This is a genomic window from Pseudomonas sp. PA-6-3C (genome assembly GCF_021605825.1).
GTDB classification, from domain to species: Bacteria; Pseudomonadota; Gammaproteobacteria; order Pseudomonadales; family Pseudomonadaceae; genus Aquipseudomonas; species Aquipseudomonas edaphica.
Map to the genome: position 1 here is coordinate 187,485 of NZ_WKDV01000002.1, position 15,897 is coordinate 203,381.

13 protein-coding genes are annotated in these 15,897 nt (G+C 61.6%); 4 read left to right on the forward strand and 9 right to left on the reverse strand.

From position 1 onward, the window contains the following. The first annotated feature begins 2 nt into the window (after positions 1-2). Positions 3-1,340, forward strand: coding sequence for a dihydroorotase (locus GIW48_RS02685; protein WP_236460338.1), 1,338 nt, complete (start codon positions 3-5; stop codon positions 1,338-1,340). Positions 1,341-1,571: 231 nt separating this feature from the next. Here GIW48_RS02685 and GIW48_RS02690 read toward each other — a convergent pair whose 3' ends face one another. Next, complete coding sequence (locus GIW48_RS02690; RefSeq protein WP_017135754.1) at positions 1,572-2,093, reverse strand: DUF3617 domain-containing protein; 522 nt, start codon at positions 2,091-2,093, stop codon at positions 1,572-1,574. A 130-nt stretch (positions 2,094-2,223) separates the two neighbouring features. On the opposite strand from GIW48_RS02690, the gene cls reads away from it, so the two are divergent. Continuing rightward, complete coding sequence (gene cls, locus GIW48_RS02695; protein ID WP_177034728.1) at positions 2,224-3,663, forward strand: cardiolipin synthase; 1,440 nt, start codon at positions 2,224-2,226, stop codon at positions 3,661-3,663. 131 nt (positions 3,664-3,794) lie between these two features. Here the strand turns inward: cls and cfaB are convergent, their stop codons facing one another. The 8 genes from cfaB to hflK (GIW48_RS02735) all read right to left on the reverse strand — a co-directional run bounded on the left by cfaB (position 3,795) and on the right by hflK (GIW48_RS02735) (position 12,974). Beyond that, a complete protein-coding gene (cfaB, locus tag GIW48_RS02700; protein WP_017135094.1) occupies positions 3,795-4,979 on the reverse strand; it encodes a C17 cyclopropane fatty acid synthase CfaB in 1,185 nt (394 codons plus the stop codon). Between the two features lie 87 nt (positions 4,980-5,066). After that, positions 5,067-5,855 carry an HvfC/BufC N-terminal domain-containing protein gene (locus GIW48_RS02705; protein ID WP_099550217.1) on the reverse strand — a complete coding sequence of 263 codons (789 nt, stop codon included), beginning with the start codon at positions 5,853-5,855 and terminating at the stop codon, positions 5,067-5,069. Then, entirely contained in the window at positions 5,846-6,691 is an 846-nt protein-coding gene (bufB, locus tag GIW48_RS02710; RefSeq protein WP_017135096.1) for an MNIO family bufferin maturase, read from the reverse strand. Before bufB ends, GIW48_RS02705 begins: the two co-directional genes overlap by 10 nt. Before the next feature lie 66 nt (positions 6,692-6,757). Continuing rightward, entirely contained in the window at positions 6,758-7,012 is a 255-nt protein-coding gene (gene bufA2, locus GIW48_RS02715) for a BufA2 family periplasmic bufferin-type metallophore (RefSeq protein WP_017135097.1), read from the reverse strand. Between the two features lie 117 nt (positions 7,013-7,129). After that, positions 7,130-9,016: a cation-translocating P-type ATPase gene (locus GIW48_RS02720; RefSeq protein WP_058421072.1), complete on the reverse strand. Its 1,887-nt coding sequence runs from the start codon at positions 9,014-9,016 to the stop codon at positions 7,130-7,132. Next, entirely contained in the window at positions 9,013-10,047 is a 1,035-nt protein-coding gene (gene hflK / locus GIW48_RS02725; protein ID WP_138450390.1) for a protease modulator HflK, read from the reverse strand. Before hflK (GIW48_RS02725) ends, GIW48_RS02720 begins: the two co-directional genes overlap by 4 nt. Further along, positions 10,044-11,039 (reverse strand): protease modulator HflC, encoded by a 996-nt coding sequence (gene hflC / locus GIW48_RS02730; protein WP_170037021.1) that lies wholly within the window; start codon positions 11,037-11,039, stop codon positions 10,044-10,046. The genes hflK (GIW48_RS02725) and hflC overlap by 4 nt, the downstream gene beginning before the upstream one ends. Before the next feature lie 9 nt (positions 11,040-11,048). Next, on the reverse strand, positions 11,049-12,974 hold the full coding sequence (hflK, locus tag GIW48_RS02735) for a protease modulator HflK (RefSeq protein ID WP_138450388.1): 1,926 nt from the start codon (positions 12,972-12,974) through the stop codon (positions 11,049-11,051). A 532-nt stretch (positions 12,975-13,506) separates the two neighbouring features. On the opposite strand from hflK (GIW48_RS02735), the gene GIW48_RS02740 reads away from it, so the two are divergent. Together GIW48_RS02740 and GIW48_RS02745 are read left to right on the forward strand one after the other, a co-directional pair. After that, positions 13,507-14,130: a CDP-alcohol phosphatidyltransferase family protein gene (locus tag GIW48_RS02740; protein WP_236460339.1), complete on the forward strand. Its 624-nt coding sequence runs from the start codon at positions 13,507-13,509 to the stop codon at positions 14,128-14,130. Between the two features lie 11 nt (positions 14,131-14,141). Continuing rightward, positions 14,142-15,896 carry a bifunctional alpha/beta hydrolase/class I SAM-dependent methyltransferase gene (locus GIW48_RS02745; protein ID WP_236460340.1) on the forward strand — a complete coding sequence of 585 codons (1,755 nt, stop codon included), beginning with the start codon at positions 14,142-14,144 and terminating at the stop codon, positions 15,894-15,896. Position 15,897: the final 1 nt, after the last annotated feature.

Sequence of the window (15,897 nt, forward strand, 5' to 3'; positions counted from 1 at the left end):
CCATGAGCCGCCTGCTGATCCGCAACGCCCGCCTCGTCAATGAAGGCCAGGAATTCGACGCCGATGTGCTGGTCGCCAATGGCCGCATCGAGAAGATTGCCGGCAGCCTTGAAGGCTACAACGAGCCAGTGGAAATCGACGCCAAAGGCCAATGGCTGCTGCCGGGCATGATCGACGACCAGGTACACTTTCGCGAACCTGGCGCGCCGGACAAAGGCAGTTTCTACAGCGAATCCCGCGCGGCAGTGGCCGGTGGCATCACCAGCTTCATGGATATGCCCAACACCAACCCGGCCACGCTGAATCTGGAAGCACTGGCCGATAAAAAGCGTCGCGCTGCGCTGCATTCGGTCGCCAACTACGGCTTTCACTTTGGCGTGAGCAACGACAACCTCGACGTCGTCGCCGCCCTCGACCCGCGTGCAGTGGCCGGGGTCAAAGTGTTCATGGGCGCCTCCACCGGCAATATGCTGGTGGACGACCCACGGATTCTGGAGCGGCTGTTTGCGCAAGTGCCGACCATCCTGCTCGCCCACTGCGAACACACGCCGAGCATCCTGGCCAATGAGCAACGCCTGCGCGAGCGTTTCGGCGAGCACATCCCTGCGGTCGCCCACCCGCTGATCCGCGATGCCGAAGCCTGTTATCGCTCGTCGTCCCTTGCCGTGGAATTGGCCAAGCGCCATGGCACGCGCCTGCATGTGCTGCACCTGACCAGTGCCCGCGAACTGGCATTGTTCGAAGACAAACCCTTGGCCGAAAAGCGCATCACTGCCGAAGTCTGCCTGCACCACCTGCTGTTCGATGACCGCGACTACCATCGCCTCGGCCACCAGATTAAATGCAACCCAGCGATCAAGACCCGCGCCGACCGCGACGCGTTGCGCCTGGCCTTGTTGAGTGATCGTCTGGATGTGATTGGCACTGACCATGCGCCGCATACCTGGGCGCAAAAACAGTTGGGCTATCGTGAAGCGCCGTCCGGGTTGCCGCTGGTGCAGCACGCGTTGCCGGCGTTATTGGAACTGGTCATCGACGGGCATTTACCCCTGACCACGCTGGTGGCAAAAACCAGTCACCGGGTGGCCGATTTATTCGCCATCCCGGACCGTGGTTACTTGCGTGAAGGCTATTGGGCCGACCTGGTGCTGATCAAACCCGAGCCCGAAGGCAAACCGGTGAGCAGCCAGCCGATCCTCGCCCGCTGTGGCTGGACACCCTTCGCCGAACGCAGCTTTCGCCACAGCGTGAGCACCACGCTGGTGTCTGGCCACCTGGCGTGGCACAACGGCCAGGTGGTCGACAGCTGCCAGGGCTTGCCCCTGCATTTTCTGCGCTGACCGACGCCAGCGGGCTCGCCTTAATGCCATTCAGTCAAGAAGGCTGAAGGGTAAAAAGTAACCTGTGGCGAGGGAGCTTGCTCCCGTTGGACTGCGCAGCAGTCCCATGCTTTTAAAGCAAAGAGCAGGGGCCTCTTCGCGGCCCAGCGGGAGCAAGCTCCCTCGCCACAGAGAAGGTGGCAACCTTCAATCGTTGTGCACCTGTGCTGCGATCAAGCCAACTCCCACAGCTTAAGCGCGGGGTTTTACCGTACCGCAATCGTTGCCCAGCCACTGGGCGTGGGTGTCCAGACTGCCCTTCTGCTGGACGCCGGTGGCATTGAAAGTACCGTTTACCTTGGTAGTGAATTCCTGCTGGCTTTGGAAGGTTGCAACGCCAGTGCCCTGGGCTTTCGGGCAACTGAAGCGGAATTTCCATTGGTTGCCGGTCTTGTCGGTCACTTCTTGCTTGCAGCCCGATTGCGGGTCGGTCAGCGGGATAGAATCCGAGGCGACCTGGGCAGGCGTCAGGCATACCTGCACGCCTTTACCGGCCATGGTGATGCCCTGTTTTTCCAGCATCGCACGCTGCTCAGGGGTCATCTGTTGCTTGAGCTGACCGAGGATCAGCGACAGGTCCGGCAAGTCCTGGTTATCGACTTTCATATTGCTGGTGGTCAATTCCCACAAGCCCGGCGCCAGCATCTGCGCCTGAGCCGCCACGGGCAGCGTCAATCCAACAACCATGGCCAAACCAAGCAGACGAGCATTCATCGAGTAACTCCTGGGTAATTGTGGGCGTTAGACGCCGCAAAGCCGCCAGTGTTGCACGGCAAATAAAATAGCGACATTCGCCGTGGAACATGGTCTGTTAGGCACTCGATTGCCTGGAGTGATGTCGTTCATGGATTTTTTTGGCCCGCACCTGCTCGCCTACTTCATTGCCACGCTGCACTTTCTCGGGACGCTGGCCGCGATCCACGCGGTACTGACGGTCAGGACCGCCCAAGGCTCGATCGCCTGGGCCTTGTCGCTGATGTTCATGCCTTACCTGACGCTGATCCCATACCTGATCTTCGGCCGCAGCACCTTCGACGCGTACATCCAGGCACGTCGGCAGGCCAACCAGGAAATGCACACCGCCATCACCGAGCTGAACTGGCGCCCCTGGGTCGATGAAGCCCTGGCCGCGCGCAACTCCAGCGCCTACGGTTCCTTGCGCGCCATGCCCAAACTGGGACGCATGCCGTGCCTGGCCAATAATGAAGTGCGTTTGCTGATCAATGGTGAGGCCACTTTCAGCGCGATTTTCGACGCCATTCGCAATGCCAAAACTGCGGTGCTGTTCCAGTTTTTCATCATTCATGACGACGAGCTTGGCAGACAGCTGCATGCACTGCTGAAGGAAAAAGCTGCCGAAGGTGTAGACATTCACGTGCTCTACGACCGCATCGGCAGCCACGCCCTGCCCCACCGTTATGTGCAATCGCTGCGCGACGCTGGGGTCAAAGTCAAAGCGTTCGCCACCCGCAGCGGCTGGCTCAACCGTTTCCAGGTCAACTTTCGCAACCATCGCAAAATCGTGGTGGTGGACGGCATTACCGGCTTTGTCGGCGGGCACAACGTCGGCGATGAATACCTGGGCAAAAAGCCGCCGCTGGCACCGTGGCGCGACACCCATGTGCAGGTCACCGGCCCAGTGGTGGCGTGCCTGCAGGAGTCGTTTGCCGAAGACTGGTTCTGGGCGGCGCGCGAATTGCCACCGCTGATTTTGCCGGACACTTACCCCGAAGACGGCGTGCTCTGCCAATTACTCGCCAGCGGCCCGGCTGATCCGTATGAAACGTGTTCGCTGTTTTTTGTCGAAGCCATTCATGCGGCCACCGAGCGCGTGTGGATCACCAGCCCGTATTTCGTCCCCGATGAAGCCGTGTTCTCGGCCTTGCGCCTGGCCGTGCTGCGCGGTGTTGACGTGCGGCTGTTGCTGCCGTCGCGCCCCGACCATCGCATCGTCTACGCCGCGTCCAGCCTTTATGCGATCGAAGCGGTACGCGCAGGCGTGCGGGTGTTCCGCTACAAGCCAGGCTTTTTACATCAGAAGGTGGTGTTGGTGGACAGCGAAATCAGCGCCATCGGCAGCGCGAACATGGACAACCGTTCGTTCCGGCTGAATTTTGAAGTGATGCTGCTGACGGTGGACGAGGCGTTTGCCAGCGAAGTGGAGCAGATGCTGCTGGACGACTTCGCCCTTGCCCATGAAGTCAGCCAGGAAGAAAGCCGCGAGACTCGGCGCCTGCAACAGCTGGGCATGCGCGTGGCGCGGCTTATTTCACCCATCCTCTAAGCAACAACACCATACAACTGTGGGAGCTGGCTTGCCTGCGATGGCGGTGTGTCAGGCAACTATCCAGTCCTGATACACCGCCATCGCAGGCAAGCCAGCTCCCACAGTTTTAGATCTTCAGTGCGTCTGAATCAGCGGTAAATATCTTCCCGCGTCCACGGCAGTTCATGGCTGCCATCGGCGTGAGGCTTCACCGCCAATATCTGATGCAAATTGATCCAGCCCCGCGCAAACGCATACGCGCAACCGGCCAGGTACAGCCGCCAGATCCGCAATGCCTGCTCCGGCACCATCTTCGCCGCCGCTTCGAGGTTGTCTTCCAGGCGCTCGCTCCAGTGGTCCAGGGTGCGCGCGTAGTGCAGGCGCAGGCTTTCGACGTCGACCACTTCCAGCCCGACTTCGCTGATTTCGGCGGTCATCATCGCCAGGTGCGGCAGCTCGCCGTTGGGGAATACGTAACGCTCGATAAACTCCCCGGCGCCACGCCCCACAGGTCGACCGTCGGTGTGCTTGGCGGTGATGCCGTGGTTCATCACGAGGCCACCTTCACGTACCGCGCCAAACAGCGTCTTGCAATACTCCGCCAGGTTGGCGTGGCCGACGTGCTCGAACATGCCCACGCTCACTACTTTGTCGAAGCGGCCGTCTTGCGGCAGGTCGCGATAGTCGAGCAGTTGCAGGTCGACCTGATCTTCCAGCCCTTCAGCCTTAACCCGTTCCCGAGCCAGCGCCAGCTGCTCCTTGCTCAAGGTAATGCCAAACACTTTGACTCCGAACTCGCGCGCCGCAAACCGCGCCAGGCCGCCCCAGCCACAGCCTACATCGAGCAAATACTCACCCGGCTGCAGCCGCAACTTGCGGCACAGATGGCGAAATTTATCTTGTTGGGCCTGGTCGATGGATTCGCTGCCGGTTTCGAAATACCCGCAGGAATACGCCATGTCCTGGTCCAGCCATAGCTGGTAGAACTCGTTGGACAGGTCGTAATGGTAGGAAATAGCCGCTGCGTCTGTAGCCTTGTCGTGGATCGAGCGCACCGGATGACTCCCCTCGTCGTCGTCGATCAGGGCGTGACTCAACTCGTCACATACCCGGATAACCTCGGAGATGGAGCCTTCCAGTTCCAACTTGCCCTCGACGAAGGCTTCGCCCAAAGCATCGAGCGTTGGATGAGTCAGCTTGGACACGACCGTGGGGTCCTTCACCACGATGGTCACACTGGGCTCGGGGCCCAAGTTGAATTCATGGCCGTCCCAGAGTCGAAGACGCAGCGGTAGCTGAAGATTCTGTAAGGCCGGTGGAAGTTGCGCGAGCATGAGTAGTCCCCCCTTGTTTCAGACGTCTGGAATGAGGGTAGACCATCAGAAGACAAAGTAGGAGGCTATCGATTTAATAGCCTTCTTCTATGGGGCTCGGCGCTCGAGCAAACCGTCCTGAATCCACTGTTTCAGCCATGTCACCGCCTGCAGTGGCGCACCCTCTGCATAAGTGACTACCAGCGCTTCGCACAGTTCTGAAAAATTCCAGCCGGTGGTCACCATTCCCGCCAAGGCACTGGCTTCCGCTGGCTCCAGGCTGCGGTAATGGCATACGTTCTGGTGGCGCCATACCAGGCAAATCTGCGCCAGCTCCAACGCGTGGCTGTCGGGAAAGTCCGACTCATCCTTGCTCGCCCGCCAGATTGCCACGGTATTGAAGTGACACAGCATCTGCTGCACCGAAGGTGCCAGGTTCACCTGCAACCCAGGCCAGTCTTCAGGCGCCAATTGCGCCATATCAGCAAGGGCCAGCGGCTCACCCTGCGGGGCATCAAACGCCAGGGTAAACGCCCATTCCAACCGCGCCAGCTCAGCCAGCGGCGCGCTCTGCTCAGCCACCAGGTGCTCAACGATAAACGCCGGGAACCGCTCCCCCAGCCAACGCAGGCTGTAATGGGCGGAGGGATATCGGCGCAAATAGGCTTCTGTCAGTAATGCGAACTCATCATCGCCGAGCCAATACCAAATGGCACCGAAGTCATGGCGCAGTACTTCCTGCAAGCGCGACAGGTAGGCGTTGTGATAAATCGCCAGGCCCGTGTCCACATCCAGGGTCGGCCCACCCAGCAAGGTCGCGGCGAAGCCACTGTTGGCGGCTGAGTCTTCAGATAACAAGTGCTGCTCAAAAGCCAACTGCCAATCGGTCAAGCGCATAACGACCTCCGGGCCAAGGCGGTCGCGCCCAGTTCACGGGCCTTGCTCAACTCGGTGAGCAGTTCTTCGAACGGTGGGAAATGGTCATCGCGTTCCAGCAAGGTCGACACCGGCCCCAGATGCTCAAGCGTCTGCTGATAAAGCGCCCAAACCGGGTCGCACACTGGATGGTCATGGGTATCGACCACATAGTCGCCGTAGTCCATATGCCCGGCCAAATGCAGCTGGCGGATACTCTCGGGCGGCAAACTACGGATAAAGGTCCAGGCATCAAACCCGTGGTTGCGCGAGCTGACATACACGTTGTTCACGTCCAGCAGCAGCTGGCACCCGGTCAGATGGGCCAGGGCATTGAGGAATTCCCACTCGGTAAATTCATCGGCCTTGGAGCGCACATAGCTGGAGACGTTTTCCAGTACCAATGGGCGCTGCAACACATCCTGCACTTGGCGCACGCGGGCAGCCACGTGGTAAAGGCTTTCTTCGGTGTAAGGCAGCGGCAGCAAATCGTGCAACTGATGGGCACTGCCGCGGCTCCAGCACAGGTGATCGGAGATCCACGCGGGCTGAATGCGCTCGGCAAGTTGTTTGATTTGTTTCAGGTAATCGCTATCGAGGGCATGCGGCCCACCGATGGACAGGGACACACCGTGCATCACCAGGGGATAACGCTCGGCTATCGCGTCCAGGTAGTACAAGGCTTTACCACCCTGGACCAGATAATTCTCGGAGATCACTTCGAACCAATCCACGGCCGGCGACTGTTCAAGGATCTGCTGGTAGTACTCACTGCGTAAACCCAGGCCGTAACCCAGACTTGTAAGGGAAGCGGACATCACACACTCCTGGGCAAAGTGCCCGCAGCGGCGGGGGGCGTCCGCTGCGGTTGCACCCGTTGCCGGTTATTCGCCGACTTTGCCACCAGCCTTGGTGCAAGCGTCTGCACTGGCCATAGCCTTGAAGCCCTGACCTTTGCACGAACCTTGACCTTTGCAAGCGTGGTCCTTGGTTTTGCAATCGTTCTGGCCTTTGCAAGCGTTGATGCCGTAGCAGTGCACAGCGGTGTCAGCGGCTTGAGCCTGAGTGACAACACCAGCAAACATGGTAGCGGCGGCCATTGCGAGGGCGGCACCAGCAGCAGCGGATTTAAAGTTCATTTTTGTATTCCTCATGATCGGTAGTGGAATCGGTCTGAACGGATTGTTCAGTCTCGACATACCACTAGAGTGAGGTCCATCACTGGCGTTACAGCTGTGTGCAAATATTTCTGAAAATTATTCATCCAGCTTCAAAAGCGGCTCCTGGAAGCGTAGCAAACGCCCGGCATTACCCAATACCAGCAGGGTGCTGAGGTTATGCAACACCGCCGCGATCATTGCGCCTGCTGCGCCCAGCCAGCCAAAAGCAGCAAACACCACGATGGCCAGCGTCCAGCCCAGGCCGATGATCACGTTGACCTGCAACGTATGTCGGCACTGGCGGCTCAAGCGCACACAGGTGCCAAGGCGACGCAGATCGCTGCCGATCAACACCACGTCCGCCGATGCCAGGGCGATGTCCGCCCCGCCGGCGCCCATGGCGACACCGACCACACCCGCCTTGAGCGCCAGGGAATCGTTAATGCCATCACCGACGACCATCGGCCGGAAACCGCTGCCAATTTCCCCCAGCACGCGGTTGAGCTTGTCCTCCGGCAAAGCCTGCGCTTCGACGTCGCTGATACCTACGTCGAGCGCCAGGCTGTCGGCCACGCTCTGGCGGTCGCCGGTCAGCAGCAGTTGACGGCCCAAACCGAGGTCGCGCAGCTCTTGCAGCGCCTGGCGTGCTTCCGGCTTCACGCTGTCAGCCAGCAACAGCCAGGCCAGGAACTGCCCGTTCAAGGCCAGCCCGGCAATCGGGCCGTCATGGTTCGGGACTGTCGTCGTGACAATACCCAACTGCTCGAACAACTCCGGTCGCCCCAGCGCCGCCTCGCCCTGCCCGGTTTGCGCCACGACGCCAAGCCCCTGGCGTTCGTGAATATCCGTCAGCACCAGCATTTGCTCTTGCGTGGCCAAACCGGCCAGCGCACGGCTGACCGGGTGACTGCTGGCCGAACCCAGGCTGGCGGCGAGATTCAACAACACCTGCCGATCCGGCGCTGTGGTTTCAATGGACTGCAAACGCAGCGTGCCGAAGGTGAGCGTGCCGGTCTTGTCGACCACCAACGAGGTCAGGTCCGCCAACTCCTCCAGAAACGCCGAGCTGCGAATCAAAATCCCATGGCGCGCCGCCACCGCAATCCCGGCAATCGCTGTGGCCGGCGCCGACAACACCAGGGCACACGGGCACGCCGCCACCAACACCGCCAACATTGCCTGAGCGTCATTGGTGACAAACCAGGTCACCGCCGCCAGCAGCAATACCAGCACCATATAGCTGCCGGCGTAACGCTCCAGCAGCCGCGTGATCGGTGGCTTGGAGCGTTCAGCGTTTTGCATCAGGGCGATGACCTTACCCAAGGTCGATTCATCGCCGGTGCGGGTCACCTGCAAGCGCAGCAACCCATCCAGGTTGATCGCACCGCCAAACACCTGCACACCGACGCTCGCTTCCAGCGGCACCGACTCACCGGTGATAGGCGCCGTGTCCAGGCTCGCCTGGCCCGACAGCACCACGCCGTCGGCGGGCACGCGATCACCGGCGCGCACTTCGACAATGTCGCCGGTGTTCAGCGTGCCGTTATCCACTTCAATAATGCTGCCATCGGCCTGCACCAACCGCGCATGGCTGCGGGTCAGTTTGCCCAGGGCGTGAATCGCTTCCTGAGAGCCGATCACGCTGCGCTCTTCCAGCACATGGCCGAAGATCATGATGATCGGCAACAACGCGGCGGTCAGCAGATCACCGGTGGCCCAGGCACCGAGCATCGCCAGGGCGATCAATTGGTCGGTGATGCCATGCAGGCTGGGGTAACGCAGGCTGTACCAGGCCGAGCGCATCACCGGCACGGCCACCAGCAAGGACGCCACGCCGAGGAGTAATTGGCTGACACCGGTCTGGTCCGGCGCGAGCCAGCGCCAGACCAGGCCGAGCACAAGTAAACCCAGAGCCAGCATGGCCAGGGTCAATTGCCGGGCAGCGCTGCGCTGCTCGGCGGAGGTCAACATGGGTGCGCTCATTGCTCGGCTCCCTGAATGATCAAGCGGGAGTCGTCTTTAGGGTCGACGGTGGTCACAGAACCTGCCTGGCCCAGAATCTTCGGCAAGCGCTCGCGATAAAGACGCAGCAACAAGCCAGGGTCTTTGACTTGAGCCAGGCTGGCGACGGTCGCGGTTTGCGCCTGGGCGTTGGCCAAGCGTTCACTGGCCTGGGCGTGGGCAACCTGCACCAGCCGATCGGCTTCCTGGTTGGCGGTCTGGGTGAGCTTTTCCGCTTCGGTGCGCGCATTGGCCACGGCTTTGTCGGCCTGCTGGCTGGCCGTCAGCACGGCGTTAAAAGCATTGACGGCCGGGCCTGGCAGACTTGATTGCACGTCGACGCGAGTGACTTCGATGCCCAAGCCCAACCCCGTCGAAGCCAGCTGCGCCAGGCGTTTATTGATGCCTTGCACCAGATCACCGCGCAGCCGCTCACGGCGCTCGGCGGCACCGTTGTCGGTGCCGATCAGTTCAGGGCGCGCCACCAGAATCGTGTCCAGGTCGCGCGCGGCGGTCAGGGCCACCGCGCTGCGCGTCACCAGCCGATCCAGGGCCGGCAGCACGTGCTCGCCCTGCAACACAAACGCGTAAGGCTCGGTGACCTTATAAAACACCCGCACATCCAACTGCACCACGCCGGCATCGCCCGTCAGCAAATAACCGGAACCGGCCAGCGCGTCACTCAAGGGCGTGGCAAAACTGGCCACGCGGTCGGCCTGGATCGCCGCCTCGGAGCGCAACAAGTTCTCCACTCGCCGCTCGATCACACGGTCCGCCGCCGGCAACAGCACCACTTGCTCGAAGGGCTGCGGCCACGCAAGCAAAAGCCCGGCGTTCTGGATGCGGTCAAGCGCGCCGAAGTGCAACACCACGGCGCGGTTCTGCGGGTCGATCTGGCGCACATTCGAAAACGCCCAGGCCAACGCCGCCAATACCGTCACCGCGTACAACGCCAGGAAGGTCAGACGCCCGGCCTGGATCCACGGGCTGTCCGGGCCGTCACGCTCGGTCATGGCTGAACGTCCTTAGGCCCGTCTACCAGTGCACGGAACGGCGCAGCATCGGTGCGCAGGATGATCTTGGTGCCCGGCGTGACCACCGTGCCCAAGGTATCGAGCGAACGCAGCAGGTTGTACAGCTGCGGGTTGCCTGCATAGGCACGCCCGTAAATCTGCGCTGCCTCAACCCGCGACTGGGCTTCGATATCAGCGGCCTTCACCGTGGCATCGGCCTGCACGATGCGCGCATCACGCTCGGCAGCGGAGCGAATCTGCGCCGCTTCACGCTTGCCCACGGCGGTGCGTTCAGTGGCGATGGTTTCGCGCTCGGCACGCATGCGGTCGACGGTGGCGGTCAGGGTGACGGAAGGCAACGTCAGGCGCTCGACACCCACTTGCGCCACGCGCACGCCATAGGTAGTGAGCAATTGTTGATCAATCTGTTGGCGCAGCTGTGCTTCAAAATCAGCAATGCGCACCTGGCTGGCGTCGGTGTTGATCAGGCTGGACAGGTCAAAGCTGGCAGCGGTGGTTTCCAGCGCCGAGCCGACGAAGGTGCGAATCTGCCGCGCCGCTTCATCAGGCTGGTTCTGCACCGCACGCATAAAGCGCTGCACATTGTCGGCATCGCCTTGCACCTGCCACGCCACGTAGGCCTGCACGATGATGCGCAGGCCATCGCGGGTGCCCACATCCTGCAAACCGCTGGAGGTGGTGCGCAGGCGCAAGTCCACCGGGATCGCCGCTTCGAACGGCGCCGGCCAGCGCCAGCCCAGGCCCGGCTCCAGCAGTACCCGCGCCGGGTTGCCGAAGCGGGTAATCACCGTGGCTTCACCGGAGCGCACCTGCACCAGGCTCGCCGCAGCAACGGCAAACAACACCAGCAATACCGCCCAGGCCATGCGCCGCCATGGGAATGGGCCAGCAGCCTGTTCGTCGCCATGATGGTGATGGTGGTGGCCATGATGATGGTGATGACCGTGATCGTGAGAATGAGCGCTCAACAGACAGACTCCTTATTGAACGGCTTTACGCGGCGCCATCGGGTCGGCCGGCAAAGTAAAAGAACGCAGATCGATCGTCGGCGCGCCATCGGCGCCCAGGCGGTGATCCAGAATAAGCAGCTTGGCGTGGGCCAGGCCTTGGCTGAGTTGGCCCAGGTACTGTTCCAGCACAAAGGCACGACCCGCAGTGGCGTAGGCTTTTTGTTCGGCGGTAAAACGCAGGTCGGCCGCCTGGGCGCCCGCGTTTACTTCACGGGCAGTGGCCACCGCCTGATCGCGAGCAGTGCTGGCTTGCAACAACGCCTGGTTGGTTTGCTCGCTGGCAGCCCCGCGTTCGCGGGAGATCAGCGCCTGGGCGCCAATTTGTGCCGCCTGCACACCGTGATAAGCGTTGGCAGCACCGGCTGGTGGGTGAATCGCTTCTACGACCGTGGCCAAAATCTCCACGCCGCTGTCGAGCTTTTGCAGGTCTGCCTGCACGGCGCGACCCACTTCATCGGCGAGGCTGGTGCGTTGCTCACCGAGCAATTCGTCGAGGGTACGCGAAGCAAAGTCATGCACAAGGATGCGGCTGGCGGTGCTGCGAATCAGCGTCGGTATATCCGCGCTGTTATAGGTGGCGGCCAGCGCAGCCTTGTCCGTCAGGCCGATGCGGTAGACGAAACGCACATCCATATTGACGATCTGGAAGCTCTGCTTGTCGCCGCTGCTGCTGGCGATCACTTGGGACTTGTCATTCACATGGCTGGCGTCCCACAAACGATTGGCGATGAGCGGCGCCGGGCCTTCCGCCGAGGCCAACTCCGGTGCGGCGGCCTCGCTGACGCTGGTCGCCAGTTCATGCACCACGCCGTTTTCCACGCTCAGCACGCGCCCCAATGGCCAAGGCAACCCGGCATGCAAGCCAGGCCCGAAAACCTGCACGGGTTTGCCGAAGCGCTCATAAATCCCACGGCCTTGCAGGGGCACTTCGTGCACGCCGGTCAGCGCCCAGCCTACCGCCAGCACCACCAGCAGCACCGGCAAAAACGCCCGACGCATGTAGGTAAACGCCCAGATCTGACGCAGATCGATGCCAAAGCGGTTGTGCAATTCGTGCTGCAACGCCAGCAAAGGTTGGGGTGGCCAACGCAGCAGGCCCGCGATAAAGCTTTGCGCCATCAAGCGCGGTTCGAGGCGCGGCTGGCGCGGGCTGAACAGTGACAGCACGCCCCTTAGCAGAAACTCCAGCGCCACCAGCGCGGGCAACAGCCCCGTCAACACAGCCAGACGCAGCGGCCACACGGATTCGGCACCGGCAAACAGCAGGCAGATCGCACTGACCACCAGGCTGATAATCGCCACGCGGCTCAACTGCGCCAGCTGTGACGCTTCCGGCCATTGCGCGGCGGTTTCCTGGGCCAAGCGGCGCTCGAACACCAGCAAGCCAAAGGCCAACGCCAGGGCCACCGCCGCGCCGATGCTCGCCGATTGCCCCACCGCGGCAGCGGGCAAGGCCAGGTTCCAGAACTCAATGATGCTGATCAGCGCCAGCAACGACCAGCCGCACAGCCACACCACTGGCGCGCCAATCTGTGCCAGCACACCGCTGCCAAACCGATTGATCGCCCGTGCAAGCGCGCCAACCTCTTCGTCGGGAGCTTCGATCAGTTCAGCCGTGGGCGTTTCCAGCGCCTGGGCGCGCCAATCCGCCACCCACCACGCCGACTGCAACCCGGCCACCAGCACCAGCAAGGCCGACGCGCAGTTGATCAGCACCACCGGCCAGATCGACAGCGGCGCAAACAGTGCCACGAACAGCGCCAGCACCCAACCGGCCAAGGCCAGGGCGGTCAGGCTGATGCCCGCCTGGCGCAATCTGCGGGCATGGAACAACCCTTGTTGAAAACGCGGAAGGCCTTCAACCGAAGCGCCGTCAGCTTCCAGATCCACTTGCATCCACTTAACGTCCGCTACACACAATTGGTTACGATATAACACGCAGCGTGAAATTTTTGTCCGAAAACAGCGCAAATCCCCTATGGGAGCGGGCTTGCCCGAGATAGCGGTCTGCCAGTTTTTGATGGTTGGCCTGATACACCGCCATCGCAGCATAGATATCTACACAACTTTTGAAGGCCGCCACTTTCTCCTGTGACGAGCAGGCTTGTCCTGCGTTGGGCTGCGAAGCAGCCCCAGTGAAGGCACTGCAATTTTCCTGAAAGTACTCAGTGTCTGGGTTTGGGGCCGCTTCGCAGCCCAACGCAGGACAAGCCTGCTCGCCACAACGGCTCACCTGCCACAGATTTCGTGTCAACCGGCTGTGTAGATACCTATGCCCATCGCAGGCAAGCCAGCTCCCACATTTATTCTGTGGTGCTCTCTGGAAAGTGATTAAACCCCCAGAAACACAAGCCATCACTGGTGCAGGCACAGATTAATCGGCACACTCCAAAACAGTTTTTCGCGGGCCCATGGACAAGGAAGCGTCATGATTTCGATCTACCAGCTAAAACCGCGTTTTCAGAACCTGCTGCGCCCTCTTGTGCAGCGTCTCTACGACAATGGCACCACCGCCAACCAGATTACCGTGCTGGCCGGCGTTGTTTCCTTGCTGGTCGGCCTGCTGATCGCCAGCTTTGCCCAACACCTCTGGCTGTTTGCGCTGATCCCGCTGTGGATGATCCTGCGCATGGCCCTCAATGCCATCGACGGCATGCTCGCGCGCGAATTCGGCCAGCAATCACGCCTGGGCGCCTACCTCAATGAACTGTGTGACGTGATCGCCGACAGCGCCTTGATCCTGCCCTTTGCGCTGATTCCGGGCGTGAGCCTGGCGCCGGTGCTGCTGGTGGCGTTGCTCGCCGTGTTCAGCGAATACGCCGGTGTACTGGGGCCGATGGTGGGTGTCTCACGGCGCTATGACGGGCCGATGGGCAAAAGTGATCGTGCGTTCGTGCTCGGTGTGCTCGCCACTGGCGTGGCGTTGGGCTGGCTCGGCGCGGGCTGGGTCGATGCGGTGATGTGGCTGGTCGCTGCCCTGCTCGCCTACACCTTGGTCAACCGGGTGCGTCAGGGCCTCAAAGAACAACAAGAAACCTCTCCGATTGCATAAGGATTTTTGCGATGCGCGAACAGCAAGAGCACACCTTCAGTACCCATGATGACGTCGAGCTTTTTTATCGGCACTGGCCGGCCACTGCGCCTGCGGGCGACGAGCCGCGCAAGGCGATCCTGCTGTTCCATCGCGGCCATGAGCATTCGGGCCGTATTGCCCACCTGGTCGATGAACTCGACCTGCCGCAATTCGATTTCTTTGCCTGGGACGCCCGTGGCCACGGCCAATCGCCGGGCGCCCGCGGTGACAGCCCAAGCTTCGCCACCAGCGCCCGCGACGTGCAGACCTTCTGCGAACACATCGGCGCCACTTACGGCATAGAAGAACAAAACTTCGCCGTTATCGCCCAAAGCGTCGGCGCGGTGATCGCGGCCACTTGGGTACACGACTACGCGCCAAAAATCCGCGCACTGGTGCTCGCCTCCCCGGCGTTCAAGGTCAAGCTGTACGTGCCCTTTGCCCGGCCTGGGCTGGCGTTGATGCGCAAGTTTCGCGGCAACTTTTTCGTCAACAGCTACGTCAAGGCCAAGTTCCTCAGCCATGACCCTGAGCGCGTCGCGTCCTACGACAGCGACCCGCTGATCACCAAAGCGATTTCGGTGAATGTGCTGCTCGGTTTGTACGAAGCCGCCGACCGGGTAGTCGCCGATGCCCAGGCGATCCAGGTGCCGACGCAATTGCTCATCTCCGGCTCCGACTTCGTGGTGCACCGCAAACCCCAGCAGCAATTTTTCGACCGGCTTGGCAGCCTGAAAAAAGAGCTGCACATCCTGCCCGGTTTTTTCCACGACACCCTCGGCGAGCGCGACCGCGCCACGGCCGTAAGCAGCGCTCGGCGTTTTATCCTGCAGAACTTCGCCCATCCGCTGGACCGCGCGGCCCTGCTCGACGCCGACAAACTCGGCGCCACGTGCGCCGAATCAGAAGCCCTCGCCGCGCCGCTGCCGCGTAATTCCCTGCGCGACCTGTACTGGCGCATCACCCGCGCCAGCATGGGCCTGGGCAAGAACCTGTCGGACGGGGTGAAACTGGGTTTCGACACCGGCTTCGACTCCGGCAGCACCCTGGACTACGTGTACCGCAACACGCCCACCGGCAAGGGCGGCTTGGGGCGGATGATCGACACCAACTACCTCAACTCCATCGGCTGGCGCGGCATTCGCCAGCGCAAGCTGAACGTCGAGGAACTGCTACGGCTGGCCATGGCCAGGTTGCGCGATGAACATCGCGAGGTGCGCATCGTCGATATCGCCGCCGGCCACGGGCGCTACATTCTTGAAGCCTTGCAAGGCGTTTCGCCGCTGCCGGAATCGATCCTGCTGCGCGACTACAGCGACATCAACGTGCGTGACGGCGGCGCGCTGATTCGTGAAAAAGGTCTGGGGGACATCGCGCAGTTCGTGAAAGGCGATGCATTTGATAGAGCAGACTTGGCGGCACTGACGCCCAAGCCGACCCTGGCAGTGGTGTCCGGCCTGTATGAGCTGTTTGCCGATAACGGCATGGTCGGCGGTTCGCTGGCCGGTCTTGCCGAAGCGGTGGAGCCCGGCGGGTACCTGGTCTACACCGGCCAGCCGTGGCACCCGCAACTGGAACTGATCGCCCGCGCGTTGACCAGCCATCGCCAGGGCCAGGCCTGGGTAATGCGCCGTCGCAGCCAGGCAGAGATGGATCAATTGGTCGAGGCGGCGGGCTTTCGCAAAATCACCCAGCGTGTGGATGAGTGGGGCATTTTCACCGTGTCCCTGGCACAGAAGATCTGAG